The 13,749-nt window shown below is 62.2% G+C and carries 15 protein-coding genes; 11 read left to right on the top strand and 4 right to left on the bottom strand.

Annotated elements, in window-relative coordinates:
- Positions 1-95 precede the first annotated feature (95 nt).
- Both ACZ5TB_RS03550 and ACZ5TB_RS03545 read right to left on the bottom strand, forming a co-directional pair.
- The gene (locus ACZ5TB_RS03550) at positions 96-1,475 is read right to left on the bottom strand and encodes a DEAD/DEAH box helicase (RefSeq protein WP_464792028.1); all 1,380 of its coding nucleotides are present in this window, start codon (positions 1,473-1,475) and stop codon (positions 96-98) included.
- Positions 1,476-1,749: 274 nt separating this feature from the next.
- Entirely contained in the window at positions 1,750-2,220 is a 471-nt protein-coding gene (locus tag ACZ5TB_RS03545) for a pyridoxamine 5'-phosphate oxidase family protein (RefSeq protein WP_464779394.1), read from the bottom strand.
- Between the two features lie 112 nt (positions 2,221-2,332).
- On the opposite strand from ACZ5TB_RS03545, the gene ACZ5TB_RS03540 reads away from it, so the two are divergent.
- The 11 genes from ACZ5TB_RS03540 to ACZ5TB_RS03490 all read left to right on the top strand — a co-directional run bounded on the left by ACZ5TB_RS03540 (position 2,333) and on the right by ACZ5TB_RS03490 (position 11,630).
- On the top strand, positions 2,333-2,908 hold the full coding sequence (locus ACZ5TB_RS03540) for a NifU family protein (protein ID WP_464779393.1): 576 nt from the start codon (positions 2,333-2,335) through the stop codon (positions 2,906-2,908).
- A 94-nt stretch (positions 2,909-3,002) separates the two neighbouring features.
- Positions 3,003-3,653: a tRNA (adenosine(37)-N6)-threonylcarbamoyltransferase complex dimerization subunit type 1 TsaB gene (gene tsaB / locus ACZ5TB_RS03535; RefSeq protein WP_464779392.1), complete on the top strand. Its 651-nt coding sequence runs from the start codon at positions 3,003-3,005 to the stop codon at positions 3,651-3,653.
- Complete coding sequence (gene rimI, locus ACZ5TB_RS03530) at positions 3,650-4,129, top strand: ribosomal protein S18-alanine N-acetyltransferase (protein ID WP_464779391.1); 480 nt, start codon at positions 3,650-3,652, stop codon at positions 4,127-4,129. The genes tsaB and rimI overlap by 4 nt, the downstream gene beginning before the upstream one ends.
- Positions 4,130-4,241: 112 nt before the next feature.
- Positions 4,242-4,664: a Ros/MucR family transcriptional regulator gene (locus tag ACZ5TB_RS03525; protein ID WP_464772441.1), complete on the top strand. Its 423-nt coding sequence runs from the start codon at positions 4,242-4,244 to the stop codon at positions 4,662-4,664.
- A gap of 120 nt (positions 4,665-4,784) precedes the next feature.
- A complete protein-coding gene (locus ACZ5TB_RS03520) occupies positions 4,785-5,207 on the top strand; it encodes a Fur family transcriptional regulator (protein ID WP_196225926.1) in 423 nt (140 codons plus the stop codon).
- A gap of 131 nt (positions 5,208-5,338) precedes the next feature.
- A complete protein-coding gene (locus ACZ5TB_RS03515) occupies positions 5,339-5,971 on the top strand; it encodes a lysophospholipid acyltransferase family protein (RefSeq protein WP_464792027.1) in 633 nt (210 codons plus the stop codon).
- Positions 5,972-5,980: 9 nt separating this feature from the next.
- Positions 5,981-7,330, top strand: coding sequence for a tRNA (N6-isopentenyl adenosine(37)-C2)-methylthiotransferase MiaB (gene miaB, locus ACZ5TB_RS03510; protein WP_464792026.1), 1,350 nt, complete (start codon positions 5,981-5,983; stop codon positions 7,328-7,330).
- A 122-nt stretch (positions 7,331-7,452) separates the two neighbouring features.
- The gene (locus ACZ5TB_RS03505) at positions 7,453-8,457 is read left to right on the top strand and encodes a PhoH family protein (protein ID WP_464792025.1); all 1,005 of its coding nucleotides are present in this window, start codon (positions 7,453-7,455) and stop codon (positions 8,455-8,457) included.
- Between the two features lie 22 nt (positions 8,458-8,479).
- Positions 8,480-8,989, top strand: coding sequence for an rRNA maturation RNase YbeY (gene ybeY, locus ACZ5TB_RS03500; protein ID WP_464792024.1), 510 nt, complete (start codon positions 8,480-8,482; stop codon positions 8,987-8,989).
- An 11-nt stretch (positions 8,990-9,000) separates the two neighbouring features.
- A complete protein-coding gene (locus tag ACZ5TB_RS03495) occupies positions 9,001-9,945 on the top strand; it encodes a hemolysin family protein (protein ID WP_464792023.1) in 945 nt (314 codons plus the stop codon).
- Positions 9,946-10,181: 236 nt separating this feature from the next.
- A complete protein-coding gene (locus ACZ5TB_RS03490) occupies positions 10,182-11,630 on the top strand; it encodes a DUF2142 domain-containing protein (RefSeq protein WP_464792022.1) in 1,449 nt (482 codons plus the stop codon).
- Here the strand turns inward: ACZ5TB_RS03490 and ACZ5TB_RS03485 are convergent.
- Both ACZ5TB_RS03485 and lpdA read right to left on the bottom strand, forming a co-directional pair.
- The gene (locus ACZ5TB_RS03485) at positions 11,592-12,365 is read right to left on the bottom strand and encodes a phosphatase PAP2 family protein (RefSeq protein ID WP_464792021.1); all 774 of its coding nucleotides are present in this window, start codon (positions 12,363-12,365) and stop codon (positions 11,592-11,594) included. The two genes, ACZ5TB_RS03490 and ACZ5TB_RS03485, sit on opposite strands and share 39 nt — an antisense overlap.
- Positions 12,343-13,740, bottom strand: coding sequence for a dihydrolipoyl dehydrogenase (gene lpdA / locus ACZ5TB_RS03480; RefSeq protein ID WP_464792020.1), 1,398 nt, complete (start codon positions 13,738-13,740; stop codon positions 12,343-12,345). Before lpdA ends, ACZ5TB_RS03485 begins: the two co-directional genes overlap by 23 nt.
- Positions 13,741-13,749: the final 9 nt, after the last annotated feature.

Raw genomic sequence — 13,749 nt, 5'->3', positions numbered from 1 at the left:
TAGAGCCAAAATTCTGAATGGCTACTGACAAAGAGCAACCATGTTCCGCCAGGAAAGGTCAGGATGGCGCCACCCGGCGCCATCCTGCCTGAAACTTAACGGCCGCCGGTCTTTTGCACAGCACCCTTGTGTGCGCCGACCCCATTCCGGTTGCGACGGAAGTTCTTCTTCGCGGGCTTTGCGTCTCCATCGGGGCGATGAGCCCGTTCGGCGGTGCCGCGCTGCTGCTGCTTCTGCTGGTCCTGATAGCGACGCTGGCCGTCGGCCCGACGCGTTTTCTGTTCCGGCGTTTGCTCGCGGCCTTTGCGCTGAGGCGCTGCCTTCGGGAGGTTGCGGACGGCTTCGGTGAAATTATCAGGCAAGGGCACGATCTCGAGCTTCACCTTAGCGGTACGCTCGATCGCCTTGAGATAGGGCCGTTCATCATCGGCCACGAAGCTGATCGCAATACCTTCCGCGCCTGCCCGCGCGGTGCGGCCGATGCGGTGGACATATTGTTCGGGCACATTGGGAAGCTCGAAATTGATGACATGGCTGACGCCCGACACGTCGATGCCACGCGCAGCGATGTCGGTGGCGACGAGCAGCTTTACATGACCGTGACGGAAAGCCTGGAGGGCAGTGGTGCGCTGCCCCTGGCTCTTGTTGCCATGGATCGCGACCGCCTGGATGCCAGCGCCTTCCAGGAAGCGGACGACGCGATCGGCGCCGTGCTTGGTGCGGGTAAAGATCAGCGCACGATCGATCGGCTCGTTGCGAACCGTGAGAGTGAGGAGCGCCTGCTTTTCCGCCTGATTGACGAAGGTCGCCTGCTGGCGGACGCGCTCGGCCGTGGTGGACTGGGGCGCTACGCTGACCTTGACCGGGTTGTTCAGGAACTGGGCGGCCAGCGCCTCGATCTCGCCGGGCATGGTGGCGGAGAAGAAGAGGTTCTGCCGTTCCTTGGGAAGCAGCTTGGCGATGCGCTTCAAGGGGTGGATGAAGCCCATGTCCATCATCTGGTCGGCTTCGTCGAGGACGAAGATTTCCGTGTCCTTGATGGTGAAGGCGCGCTGGTCGATCAGGTCGAGGAGACGGCCCGGCGTGGCGACTACGATGTCGACGCCGCGCCCCAATGCCCGGATTTGACGGTTGATGGGGACACCGCCGAAGACGACTTCGACCGACAGCTTCAGGAAGCGGCCATAGTCGCGGAAGCTCTGCGCGATCTGGGCTGCGAGTTCGCGGGTGGGGGACAGGACCAGCATCCGGCAGCCCTGAAGCGGCGTCGGCTTGGGATTGCGGGCGAAATGGTCGAGGCTGGGCAGCGCGAAGGCAGCGGTCTTGCCGGTGCCTGTTTGGGCGATGCCGCACAGGTCCTTGCCCTGAAGCAGGACGGGAATCGCCTGCGTCTGGATGGGTGTGGGGTTGGCGTAATTCTTGGCGGCGAGCGCCTTCAGGATGGACTCGGCGAGGCCAAGGTCGGTGAATTGCATGAATGAACTCTCGAATTAGAAAGGCTCAGGCGGCCATGGGTTGCGAATCGCAACTGGACGCAAAGCGGGTTGCGAAACGACCCGCGTGAATAGGGAAGCCTCAAAAGCTTGGCGCAGACTTTCATTGGCCGGCCCCGTCACCCCTCAAGGGTCGGGACGATCACGCTGCCAATCGCTGATGGGCCATGAAGGCCGCCCGCTGCGTTGCGGGCCATATGCTTTCATTCATGCAAAAAAGCAAGGGCTTCGCCGAAACGAAGCCCCACTCGAGACATTAGAGCGAGATTTCCACATGCTTCCCGCGCATCTCATCGCGCACGTCGCCGCCGAACAATTGCTTGAAGACCCCGCCCAGCGACATGTCCGCGCGCCAGATTTCCGCATGGCCAAGATCAAAGCGGAGCATGAGCAGATTGGGGTCCTGCCGCCCGCCGGGATACCAGGCCGCGACTTCGTGGGTCCAGTAGCGGTCGATCACCGCCGGGTCGGTTTCCTCCACAAGAGTGCCGTCGATGCAGGCGAACAAATAATGGCCCTTCCCCGAAAACTGCGCCATGGCCGGGCCGCCCTTCGCCAGACGATTGTCCCGGGTCGTGTAGAACCAGAAGCAATGGTTGGCACCGGGGTCGAGCTGCGCCGTCATCGGCAGGCTGTGTTCGTGCGATCCCAGCAAGCCGATCATCAGAAAGGGGCTCTGCGACAATTCGGTCCAGAAACGGTGGCGGATATCGGATTCGGTGCTCATCCTTTGTCTCCTGCTCATGCTGATAGGAGTTTAATCGCCAGCATCTGGCGAAGTTCCCCAAAAGCCCGTCAGAAAGCTTGATCTTGAGCAACCTTCTCTCCACATAGCGGCCATGCTGATCGAGACCGAACCAACGCCAAATCCGGCAACCGTCAAGTTCATCCCCGGCCGGGTGGTCATGGGCATGGGCACCCGCGATTTCGCGACGCCGGAGGAAGCGGAAGCCTCTCCGCTCGCCGATGCCCTTTTCGGCCTTGGCGACGTCACCGGCGTCTTTTTCGGCGGCGACTTCATTTCCGTCACCATCGCGCCCGGCGCGCAGTGGAGCGATGTGAAGCCCGATATCCTGTCGATCCTGCTGGAGCATTTTTCGGCGAACATGCCGCTGTTCACCCCCGGATCGGCAGGCGAAATCTTCATCCCCGAAGAGGAGGAAGAGTTCACCGATGATCCCGCCGACGCGGAGATCGTCGCGCAGATCCGCGACCTTATCGACACGCGAGTCCGGCCCGCCGTCGCCAATGACGGCGGCGACATCGTCTATCGTGGCTTTGATCGCGGAACGGTCTATCTGCGGATGCAGGGCGCCTGTTCCGGTTGCCCGTCCTCAAGCGCCACGTTGAAGAACGGGATCGAGCAACTGCTCAAACATTATGTCCCGGAAGTGACGGAAGTGCGCGCCGTCTGAAATAGCGGCGGCGGCGTTTGGCAAAACGATCGCGATCGACTAACCGCTTGCCATAGGCCGCCCGCTCCCACGCCGGTTTTCACAGGGGATTTTCTTGCGCACTCTCGTCATCGACACCGCTACGCAGGCGCTGTCCGTGGCGCTGCTGGAGGACGGCAGGCCGATCGGCCATTTCCATGAGATAGTCGGCCGGGGCCATGCCGAAGCGCTGGTGCCCGCGATTGCCGCCCTGCCCGACGGCGGCCGGGCGAACGCGATTGCGGTCGACCTTGGCCCCGGCAGCTTCACGGGCGTGCGCATCGGCATAGCGGCCGCTAGAGCGCTTGCCCTCGCATGGTCGCTGCCCCTACAGGGTTATTGCGCGCTGTCGCTGATCGCGGCCAAGGCGGCCCAAGGTCAGGATCAGCATCAGGATGGCGGGCCGATCGCGGTCACCATTACGGGGGGGCATGGCGAACTGTTCTGGCAATGTTTTGAGGCCGATGGCCTGACCGCCATCACCCAGCCCTCGTCCACCCCGATCGCGACGCTTGCCACAATGCTGGACCAGCCGGTGATATATGGCACGGGCGCCGAAGCATTGGTGACCGCGCGTGGCCATGGAACGGCCGTCAGCCTTTATCCCAACTCCGCCGATTATCCGTTGATCGCAGAACTGCCGCCCCTGCCGCCCTCCCCCATTTACTGCCGCGATGCCGACGCGCAGCCCATGATGCAGCCTACGCCGCAGCAGGGCCGTTCATGATCCCCGGCCTTACGCTGGACATATATGAGGATGGCGAGCGCAACGCGCTGGCCGACGCGATGGATGTCATGGCAGAGGCATTCGACCCCGCCTATGGCGAGGCATGGACGCTGCCACAGCTTTCCGGCGTCATGATGATGCCGGGCACATGGCTGACGATCGCGCGGGTGGATGCGGCGGCGATGGGTTTCGCACTGGTCCGGTCGGTGTTGGACGAATGCGAACTGCTGTTGCTGGCCGTCCATCCGGCATGGCGCGGACGGGGCATTGGCCGGGAACTGTTGATCGATAGTTTGAAGACGGCGCGACGGCGAGGCATCAAGTCGATGAATCTCGAAGTCCGTTCGTCAAATACAGCGATCAAATTATATGAAAGAGCAGGGTTCGAATATGTACATAGGCGTCCTGGTTACTACCGGGGTGCCGATGGACAACTTCACGATGCCCTGAGCTTTCGTATAGAAATGCTGGGATAGACTGGATCACCCTTGCTAATCGGCGTATCCGGGTATAACGCTGACATACCGCTCCTGAAACGAATTCACCTGGGCGGGTCGCACTAAATTTAGCATTCGCGGGATAAAAGAAATGGAAATCGAATCAGCCCAGAGCGAGCTGCTCATTACTTTGACTTCGGACATTGTGGCAGCACATGTTTCTAACAACAGTGTCGCCGTGTCTGACGTTTCAACGCTTATCCAGAACGTTCACGCGGCCCTGTCTGGCCTGACCAAGCCAGCTGCTGTCCCGGAAGTAAAACCGGAACCAGCAGTGTCGGTGCGTTCTTCGATCAAGCCCGACTATATTATCTGCCTGGAAGACGGCAAGAAGCTGAAGATGCTGAAGCGGCACCTGATGACTCACTATCAGATGACGCCGGACGATTATCGCGCGAAGTGGGGTCTGCCCGCCGACTATCCGATGGTCGCCCCCAACTATGCCGAACAGCGCCGTTCGCTGGCGAAGAAGATCGGGCTTGGGACAAAGCGCCGCCGCACCCGCGCGAAATAAGCAGCAACTGCGGGCGATCCGCGATGAGAGGGGCGCATTTGCCATGCGCCCCTTTTATAATGACGTTTATGCCGCTAGATTTCCGCTGATTATCCGACACACCTGAATGAGCGAGCCCGCATGAACCGCAAGATCGATGTAGAAGCCCTTTGCCATGAGAAGGGCCTGCGCATCACTGAACAGCGCCGCGTGATCGCTCAAGTGCTGAGTGACGCGGTGGACCATCCCGATGTGGAGGAACTGCACAAGCGGTCGTCCGCCATCGATCCGGGCATTTCGATCGCGACCGTGTACCGCACCGTCCGCCTGTTCGAAGAGGCGGGCATTTTGGAGCGGCACGACTTTGGCGATGGACGCGCCCGTTATGAGGCAGCGCCCGAAGCGCATCACGACCATCTGATCGATGTCGAGACGGGCAATGTCATTGAGTTCGTCGATCCGGAACTGGAGCAGTTGCAGAAGCAGATCGCCGAGAAGCTGGGTTTCCGCCTGGTCGACCATCGCATGGAATTGTACGGCGTATCGTTGGACCGCAAGAACTGACAGCCTTGCGGCGGCTTCGCTTTCTCTATCGGCTGAGCGCTCTGGCGGCATGCCTGCTGCTTTGCCTGATCCCGCATCTGCTATGGCGGGCCGTTGGTGCTCGATCGCCCTGGCCTCCCCGCTTTCTGGGAATGGCGGCAAGGGCCGTCGGTGCGCGGGCGCGGGTAGAAGGGCATCCCTTTCACGGCGACAGTTTCATTATCGCCAATCATGTCAGCTGGGTCGATATATTGGTGCTGGGCGGTGCAACCTCCGCCGCATTCGTCGCGCATGACGGGATTGCGGGCTGGCCGATCGTCGGGTGGCTGGCGGCCCAGAATAATACGCTGTTTGTGGCGCGGAACCGGCGAGGCGCGCTTGGCGGACAGATCGAAGCGCTGCGCGCGGCGCTGGCGGGGCACCAGCCGGTTGCGCTGTTCCCAGAGGGTACGACCAGCAATGGGCAGGGCCTGCTGCCGTTCAAGCCGTCGCTGCTGGCGGTTTTGCTGCCCCCGCCGCGCGCGGTGATGATCCAGCCGGTGCATATCGATTATGGCGCGGCCACGGCGGAGATTGCGTGGCATAGCGACGAACCGGCGGGGCAAAATGTGCGGCGGCTGCTGGAGCGGCGCGGTCGGCTGAACGTCACGCTGCGTTTTCTGGAGCCGTTCGACCCGGCGCTGTACCCCGATCGCAAGCAGTTAGCGGCAGTGGCGCGGGAAAGGATCGCCGCGAGCATTGCGATGCACCTGCCGCCTTTCACTCCGGTCGTGGCCCCTGTATAGATGGACGGCATGAATCGTAACGACGCCCCAAAGACTCCAGCGACATTCCACGTCAAATCCTTCGGCTGCCAGATGAACGTCTATGATGGCGAGCGCATGGCCGAGATGCTGGGCGAACGGGGCATGACCGCAGCGGCCGATGGCGCTGAGGCGGATCTGGTCATCCTGAACACCTGCCACATTCGCGAAAAGGCGGTGGATAAGGTTTATTCCGATATTGGCCGGTTGAACCGCGAGGATGGCACACGGCCGATGATCGCGGTCGCTGGCTGCGTCGCGCAGGCGGAGGGGGGCGAGATCAGCCGCCGGGCGAAGACTGTCGATATTGTGGTGGGGCCGCAGGCTTATCACCGGCTGCCTGATTTGATCGAAAAGGCCGGGCGTGGCGAGGAGGCGGTCGATACCGACATGCCGCTGGCGTCGAAATTTGCTGCCCTGCCGGGACGAACGAAGCAGGCTCGGCCGACCGCCTTCCTGACGATCATGGAAGGATGCGATAAGTTCTGCACCTATTGCGTGGTGCCCTATACGCGTGGGGCGGAGATCAGCCGGACTTGGGGCGCGATCCTCGATGAAGCGAAGGCGCTGGTGGATGGCGGCGTGCGGGAGATCACGCTGCTGGGGCAGAATGTGAATGCCTGGGCTGGCGAGGATGACAAGGGCCGCTTGCAGGGCATGGACGGCCTTGTGCGCGAACTGGCGAAGATCGGCGGGCTGGCGCGCATCCGCTATACGACCAGCCATCCCAATGACATGAGTGATGGGTTGATCGCGGCTCATGGCGACGAGGCGAAGCTGATGCCTTTCCTGCATTTGCCGGTGCAGTCGGGGAACAACCGCATATTGAAGGCGATGAACCGCAGCCATGATGTGGACAGCTATTTGCGGATCATCGAGCGGGTGCGCCAGGCTCGGCCGGATATTGCGCTGTCGGGCGACTTCATCGTCGGCTTTCCGGGCGAGAGCGATGCGGAGTTCGAGGATACGCTGAAGATCGTCGAGCAGGTGCGTTATGCGCAATGCTATTCGTTCAAATACAGCCCCCGCCCCGGCACGCCTGCGGCAGAAATGGACGGGCAGGTTCCGGCGGCAGTGATGGACGAGCGGCTGGCGCGGCTTCAGGCGGTGATCAACCGGCACCAAGTGGAATTCAACGCCGCCACGGTGGGGCGCACGACCGAGATATTGCTGGAGCGCAAGGGGCGCCATGCCGGGCAGTTGATCGGGAAGACGCCTTGGCTGCAATCTGTCCATGTCACAGCGCCCGAACTTGTCATCGGCGACATGGTCGAAGTGGATATCATCAGTGCCGGCCCGAACAGTCTGGCTGGCGAACTCAGCAGGAGGAAAGCCGCTTGAACCCAAAACCCGTCGTTCCCGCTTTTGCAGGAACCCATCTCCGAGCCTGTCCACCGGGATCGAAGACCAGGAGATGGATAACCGCCAGCGCGGTTGTGACGGATGGAAAGGGAGGCTGCTGAATGTCCAAGAAACCGAACCAAAATCATCGCGCGGACGTTGCCGAACGCGCGCGGTTGGAAGTGACTTTCGAGAAGCCGCACCTGTTGGGTGCACTGTTCGGGCAGTATGACCAGAATCTGGTGGCGATCGAAAACCGGCTGGGCGTCTATATCGCAGCGCGGGGCAATAAGTTGCAGATTGAGGGCGATGCCGAAGCGGCGGCGCGGGCGCGGGACGTGATGACGGGCCTCTATAACCGGATCGTCGCGGGGCAGGAGATTGACAGCGGCGCGGTCGAGGCGGTGATCGCCATGTCGGCCGAACCGATGCTGGACGGCATCATCCGGCACGATGTCGCCGAGCCGCCCAAGGTGATGATCCGCACGCGCAAGAAGACGATCGTCCCGCGCTCGGCCACGCAGGTCACCTATATGGAGGCGCTGACCCGGAACGACATCATCTTCGCGCTGGGTCCGGCAGGCACGGGCAAGACCTATCTCGCCGTCGCGCAGGCGGTGAGTCAGCTGATCACGGGCAGCGTCGATCGGCTGATCCTGTCGCGCCCGGCAGTGGAAGCGGGCGAGCGGCTGGGCTTCCTGCCCGGCGACATGAAGGAGAAGGTCGATCCCTATCTGCGGCCGATCTATGACGCGCTCTATGACACGCTGCCCGCCGAGCAGGTGGAGCGGCGGATCGCGAGCGGGGAGATAGAGATCGCGCCGCTGGCCTTCATGCGCGGGCGGACGCTGGCCAACGCGTTCATCGTACTGGACGAGGCGCAGAACACGACCATCGCGCAGATGAAGATGTTCCTCACCCGCTTTGGCGAGGGTAGCCGGATGGTGATCTGCGGGGATCCGAGGCAGGTGGATTTGCCGCAGCCGGGCATTTCGGGACTGGCTGACGCGGTGGCGCGGCTGGAAGGGGTCGAGGGCATATCGGTCGTGCCGTTCGGGATCGGCGACGTCGTGCGCCATCCAGTCGTGGGGCGGATCGTGCAGGCTTATGAGGGGCCGGATGCGTGAATGGGCAGTGGAGCGCATATAGATGATTGAAGTTGCGGTCCTTCATGATGAAGGCTGGCCGGGCGAAGATTGGCAGTTGCTGGCGCAGCGGGCGGTGGTGGCGGCGATTACGCATAGCCCCTATGCCGCCTTTGCCGCGGACCAGGCGCTGTATGAGGTCGCGGTCAAGCTGACCAGTGACGAGGAGGTGCATCAGCTGAACCGCGCCTATCGGGACAAGGACAAGCCGACCAACGTCCTGTCATTCCCGATGGTGCAGTCCGACCTGCTGGAAGGGACCGGCAACACCGACGATGGCGAGGTTCTGCTGGGCGATATCGTGCTGGCGGAGGGCGTTTGCGCCAGCGAGGCTGCGGAAAAAGGCATATCGGTGGCCGAACATGCCACTCATCTGATCATCCATGGGACTTTCCATTTGCTGGGATATGATCATATGGAGGATGCCGAGGCGGAGGCGATGGAGGCGTTGGAGACGCAATCATTGCTGAGCCTTGGCATTTCCGATCCCTATGGGGATCGACTGACAGGATAATAGGAAGAACGATGGCTGAGGGCAGTCCGAAGGACGGCAACGGTTCAAAGGAATCGGACAGTAGTAGTCACGAGGGCGGTTTATGGAGCGGCCTGAAGTCGCTGCTGTTTGGTGAGGAAGAAAGCCCCAGCCTGCGACGCGAGCTGGAAGAGGCGCTCGACGATTATGATGAGGATGAGCAGGACGAAGGCGCGTCCGCTCCCGCCAAGGGCGACCTGTCGGCGATAGAGCGGCAGATGGTCCGCAATCTCCTGCATTTTTCCGAACATACGGTTGATGACGTCGCGGTGCCACGCGCCGACATCATCGCGATCGAGGAGCGGGCGAGCTTTGCCGAACTGGCCGCGCTGTTCGCCGAAGCGGGGCATAGCCGCATCCCGGTTTATCGCGAGACGCTGGATACGATCGTCGGCATGGTCCACATCCGCGACGCCTTTGCGATATTGGCGGGCAAGTCGCCTGTTCCAGACAGCCTGGAGCCGCTGATCCGCCAGCCGCTTTATGTGCCCGAAAGCATGGGCGCGCTGGACCTGCTGGCCGAAATGCGGGCCAAGCGCACCCATCTTGCCATTGTTCTGGACGAATATTCGGGGACTGAGGGCCTGCTGACTTTCGAGGATCTGGTCGAGGAAATCGTCGGCGACGTCGAGGATGAACATGACGAGGCGCCCGAAGCGCTGCTGGTCCCGCTGGAGGGCGGATTGTGGGAGGCGGATGCTCGCGCCGAACTGGAGGATGTCGCCGAGGAGATTGACGAACGGCTGGCCGATGTCGAGGAAGATGTCGACACGCTGGGCGGTCTGGCGTTCGTCATCGCGGGGCGCGTGCCTGATGCGGGCGAAATATTGGATCATGAACAGAGCGGCTGGAAGCTGGAAATCGTGAGCAGCGATGGACGCCGGGTGACGCGGCTGCGGCTGCATCCTCCGGTTGAAAAAGAAAATGAAGCGGAATGAGCGGGATTCCTGCGCCACAATGGAAAAGCGCGGGCAATGCTGGGGAAATGTTAAGAGCTGACCGTTAGGGTTGCGCCCGCCTTGTTGCTTTCCGGCTGGGAGCGATTTGGTGAGGGTGTGAGTCCGACGGGTGTTGCGCCGCCCCCTCTCCCTGCCTTCTCCCCCAGGGGAGAGGGTTAAGTTGGTGGAGCGGCTTCTTGCGGCACGAAAGACTATCGATTTCTTCGGCGCGGGCGATGCTTTCGCCCATTGCCGTGCCGGTGACAAGGTTGGAGCGCTGGCTGCTGGCGCTGGTCTGCGCCTTCACATTGTCATTTGCGGTGATTACGCCCCCCTTTCAGGCACCCGACGAAAATCAGCATTATATGAAGGCGCTGCTGCTGGCGGACGTTCGGGTCATGACGGAGCGGCGGGGCGAGGAGATTGGGGCTGAGCTGCCGCGATCTGCGCTGGAACTGCACGGGATCGATTTTCCGACCGACGTTACGGGCCAGGCGCGGCACTTTGATCGCATGATGGTCGAGCGGGCATGGAGGGCGGACGCGGGGCGGCCGGGCACTGCCTTTGCCGACTTTCCCAACGTCGCCAATTATGCGCCGACGCTCTATGCGCCTTCAGCCGCAGGACTGATGATTGGTGACGCGTTGGACCTGCCGCGCATGGGGAGCTTCTATGTGGGGCGGATCATCAATGCTGCGGGCGGGCTGATATTGCTGGCGGTGGCGTTCGGCCTGATGCCCTTTGGTCGATGCGCGCTGCTTGGGACGGCGTTGTTGCCGACATTCTGCTATCAGACGGGCTCTCTTTCGCCGGACGCCGTGATCAACGGGATGGGCTTTGTAGGATTGGCGCTGTCATTGCGCCTTGCCGCAATGGGTAGCAGTCCGGCCCGGTCGGCCGGCCTGATGATTACCGCACCCCTGCTCGCGCTGGCGAAGGGGGTGTATCTGCCGCTGATGGCGGCGGGGCTGCAATGGCCGCAGCATCGGCGGGACAGGCGGCCCTGGCTGCTGCTGGGCGCGATGGCGGTTGGAGCGGCGGCCTTCATTCTGTGGATGAAAATGTCCGGCGGCAGTCAGGCGCTTTATCATATCGTGTCGCGCAAGACGGGCGAGAATGTCATGACCGCGCCGTTTGGGGCGCAGTTGGGGGTCATTCTGGCTGATCCCGTTGCCTACGCCCATGTTTTGGCGACCAGCATTATCGAGCGGTCGCCGGTTTATGCGTTGCAGATTGTCGGGCGTTTCGGGTGGAACGCGATACTGTTGCCGCTGGGGGCTTATCTGCTGGCGGCTGTCATGCTGGGGGCGGCTGTTTTGAGTGGATCAGGCGTCCGGGTCGGCGCGGGGCAGAGGCTGTGGTGGCTGGCTGTAGCTGGTGGCACCGCTTTGCTGATCGAAACGGCTATGTATCTGACGGGCACGCCATTGGGGGCGGATTATGTGCAGGGGACGCAGGGGCGCTATTTTCTGCCGCTGCTGCCTTTGGTGTTGCTGGCGATGATGCCGGAGACGGGGTTGCGGGTGGCGCGGCCGGTCTTTGCCGGATCGGCGCTGCTGTTGCTGATGATTGCGCTGGGCAGTGCCTATGACAGCTTCTGGGTGCATGGCTTCGTCACAGCTGACGGAATGCCGCCGCATGATCGGCTAAGCGACGCGTTGCTCCTGCCCTCGCCCCGCTGGTAGCCAGTAGCGGCAGAGGCATAGCCAGCCGAGCCCCTCGATCCAACCGGCGAGGACGTCGCTTGGCCAATGGACGCCGAGCCAGACGCGGCTGGTGCCGATGAGGGCGATGATGAGCGCGGCGGTGAGATAAGGTAGAACAGGCTGCTTTTTACCTGAATTACTCCATCCCGTTCGGGCTGAGCTTGTCGAAGCTCTCTTCTTCTCAAAAGAGGAAGGAAAGCCCTTCGACAAGCTCAGGGCGAACGGTGATGGTGGGGCGCCAAGTTCCAAACGTGTCAGCATGGCGAGCGCGCCGAACAGGATCATGGTCCCGGCGGAATGGCCGCTGGGAAAGCTGTAGCTATGCACGATGTCGATGTGCGGCAGAAGATCAGGGCGCGGTGCGGCGAAAATCTGTTTGAGGCCGGTGTTGAGGAAGGTGCCGCCGACCGTCACCAGCGCGAGCCATTGGGCGGCATATCGCTGGCACCGGTAGAGCAGGCCGAGCGCAACGGCGGCCATGATGAGCAATCGCCCGACCGTGTCGCCGATAATCGACGCAGCCACCATGACCGGGGTGATCCATGGGGCGGCTGCCCTGCCCGCCCCCGCCGCCTTCATCGCGGCGATGTTCAGTGGATCGAACCAACCCGATCGCTGGAGCAGCGCGATTGCCAGAACGGCGAGGAGCGCGAGGAGGAATATCCCCGCGCCCTTTTGCCATGAGCGGCGATCAGATATGGAGCGCGCGTCCATAAGCGGCGAGCACGCTTTCGTGCATCGATTCCGAGATGGTGGGATGCGGGAAGACGGTGTGCATCAACTCCGCTTCGGTCGTTTCCAGCGTCTTGCCGACCGTGAAGCCCTGAATCATTTCGGTGACTTCGGCGCCGACCATATGCGCGCCGAGCAGTTCGCCGGTTTTGGCGTCGAACACGGTCTTGGTGAAGCCTTCTGCTTCGCCGAGCGCGATCGCCTTGCCATTGCCGATGAAGGGGAACACGCCGACCTTCACCTCATAGCCTGCTTCCTTCGCCTTGGCTTCGGTGAGGCCGACGCTGGCGATCTGCGGGTGGCAGTAGGTGCAGCCCGGAATGTTGCGCGGGTCCATGGCGTGGGGATGCTTGCCCGCGATGGCTTCGGCGGTGATGACGCCTTCATGGCTGGCCTTGTGCGCGAGCCATGGCGGGGCGGTGATGTCGCCGATCGCCCAGATGCCTTCGACATTGGTGCGGCACATCTCGTCGGTTTTCAGGAAGCCGCGATCGTCCATCGCGACCCCCAGTTCCTTGAGGCCGATATTTTCGGTGTTGGGGACGATCCCGATGGCGACGATCATGTGGCTGAATTCTGCGGGGCTTTCCTTGCCCGCCTTGTCCTTCAGCTTCGCCTTGATGCCGTTGGCGCCAACCTGAATATCGCTGACGCCTGCGCCGGTCAGGATGGTCATGCCCTGCTTTTTGAGGGCCTTTTCGAGGAAGGCGGAGACGTCCGCATCCTCTACCGGGACGACGCGGTTCATCATCTCGACCACGGTTACGTCAGCGCCCATGTCGTTGTAGAAGCTGGCGAATTCGATGCCGATCGCGCCTGATCCGATAACCAACAGCTTGGTCGGCATTTCCGGCGGGGTCATGGCGTGGCGGTAGGTCCAGACGCGCTTGCCGTCGGCGGGGGTGCCGGGCAGGTCGCGGGCGCGGGCGCCGGTGGCGAGGATGATGTTCTTGGCGGTCAGTTCTTCGGTCTTGCCGTCCTTGGTGACGGACAGCTTTCCCTTGCCGGTCAGCTTGCCGTCGCCCATGTGGACGGTGATCTTGTTCTTCTTCATCAGGTGCGTGATGCCCTGATTGAGTTGTTTGGCGACGCCGCGCGAGCGTTTGACGACGGCGGCGATGTCCGCGCTGATCTTTTCAGCGGCAAGGCCATAGTCGCCCGCATGCTGCATATAGTGGAAGATTTCGGCCGAGCGCAGCAGCGCCTTGGTCGGGATGCAGCCCCAATTGAGGCAGATGCCGCCGAGATTTTCGCGCTCGACGATGGCGGTCTTTAGGCCCAACTGCGCCGCGCGGATCGCGGCCACATAGCCGCCGGGGCCGGAGCCCAGAACGATGAGGTCGTAATTCTCAGCCATTGTGGTGGT

Source organism: Sphingobium sp. TomTYG74 (assembly GCF_055393875.1).
This window is presented reverse-complemented; position numbering and strand designations above follow the sequence as displayed.

Bases quoted from the DNA above. Each gene is read 5' to 3' on its own strand.
- ACZ5TB_RS03550 (WP_464792028.1), bottom strand. From the start codon at position 1,475: ATGCAATTCACCGACCTTGGCCTCGCCGAGTCCATCCTGAAGGCGCTC.
- ACZ5TB_RS03545 (WP_464779394.1), bottom strand. From the start codon at position 2,220: ATGAGCACCGAATCCGATATCCGCCACCGTTTCTGGACCGAATTGTCG.
- ACZ5TB_RS03540 (WP_464779393.1), top strand. From the start codon at position 2,333: ATGCTGATCGAGACCGAACCAACGCCAAATCCGGCAACCGTCAAGTTC.
- rimI (WP_464779391.1), top strand. From the start codon at position 3,650: ATGATCCCCGGCCTTACGCTGGACATATATGAGGATGGCGAGCGCAAC.
- ACZ5TB_RS03525 (WP_464772441.1), top strand. From the start codon at position 4,242: ATGGAAATCGAATCAGCCCAGAGCGAGCTGCTCATTACTTTGACTTCG.
- ACZ5TB_RS03520 (WP_196225926.1), top strand. From the start codon at position 4,785: ATGAACCGCAAGATCGATGTAGAAGCCCTTTGCCATGAGAAGGGCCTG.
- ACZ5TB_RS03515 (WP_464792027.1), top strand. From the start codon at position 5,339: ATGGCGGCAAGGGCCGTCGGTGCGCGGGCGCGGGTAGAAGGGCATCCC.
- miaB (WP_464792026.1), top strand. From the start codon at position 5,981: ATGAATCGTAACGACGCCCCAAAGACTCCAGCGACATTCCACGTCAAA.
- ACZ5TB_RS03505 (WP_464792025.1), top strand. From the start codon at position 7,453: ATGTCCAAGAAACCGAACCAAAATCATCGCGCGGACGTTGCCGAACGC.
- ybeY (WP_464792024.1), top strand. From the start codon at position 8,480: ATGATTGAAGTTGCGGTCCTTCATGATGAAGGCTGGCCGGGCGAAGAT.
- ACZ5TB_RS03495 (WP_464792023.1), top strand. From the start codon at position 9,001: ATGGCTGAGGGCAGTCCGAAGGACGGCAACGGTTCAAAGGAATCGGAC.
- ACZ5TB_RS03490 (WP_464792022.1), top strand. From the start codon at position 10,182: ATGCTTTCGCCCATTGCCGTGCCGGTGACAAGGTTGGAGCGCTGGCTG.
- ACZ5TB_RS03485 (WP_464792021.1), bottom strand. From the start codon at position 12,365: ATGGACGCGCGCTCCATATCTGATCGCCGCTCATGGCAAAAGGGCGCG.
- lpdA (WP_464792020.1), bottom strand. From the start codon at position 13,740: ATGGCTGAGAATTACGACCTCATCGTTCTGGGCTCCGGCCCCGGCGGC.